The following is a 462-nucleotide window of genomic DNA, read 5'->3' as shown; positions in this document are numbered from 1 at the left end:
ACCAAATAGTCCGGTGGCGATAGCGAGAAGGTCACACCCGTTCCCATACCGAACACGGAAGTTAAGCTTCTCAGCGCCGATGGTAGTTGGGGGCTGTCCCCCTGTGAGAGTAGGACGCTGCCGGGCGTATATAATGGAGGATTAGCTCAGCTGGGAGAGCATCTGCCTTACAAGCAGAGGGTCGGCGGTTCGATCCCGTCATCCTCCACCATATAACATGCCGGTGTAGCTCAATTGGTAGAGCAACTGACTTGTAATCAGTAGGTTGGGGGTTCAAGTCCTCTTGCCGGCACCACTTCAATTCCTTTAATGGAATATGAGCCATTAGCTCAGTTGGTAGAGCATCTGACTTTTAATCAGAGGGTCGAAGGTTCGAGTCCTTCATGGCTCACCATTTTTAATTTCATATTGCGGGTGTGGCGGAATTGGCAGACGCACCAGACTTAGGATCTGGCGCCGCAA

The 462-nt window shown here is 51.7% G+C and carries 3 tRNA genes and 1 rRNA gene; all 4 read left to right on the top strand.

What is annotated here, in order from left to right:
* Positions 1-9 precede the first annotated feature (9 nt).
* Positions 10-126: ribosomal RNA gene (gene rrf, locus M3205_RS25230) — 5S ribosomal RNA — on the top strand.
* Positions 127-135: 9 nt separating this feature from the next.
* Positions 136-211, top strand: a tRNA-Val gene (locus M3205_RS25225).
* Between the two features lie 8 nt (positions 212-219).
* Positions 220-295 (top strand) — tRNA-Thr (locus M3205_RS25220).
* 23 nt (positions 296-318) lie between these two features.
* A tRNA-Lys gene (locus tag M3205_RS25215) sits at positions 319-394 on the top strand.
* Positions 395-462 lie beyond the last annotated feature (68 nt).

The sequence above is a fragment of the Cytobacillus firmus genome, assembly GCF_023715565.1.
Lineage (GTDB): Bacteria > Bacillota > Bacilli > Bacillales > Cytobacillaceae > Cytobacillus > Cytobacillus firmus_C.
Note: the sequence above shows the minus strand (reverse complement) of the source record. Positions and strands in the feature narration are given on the sequence as shown.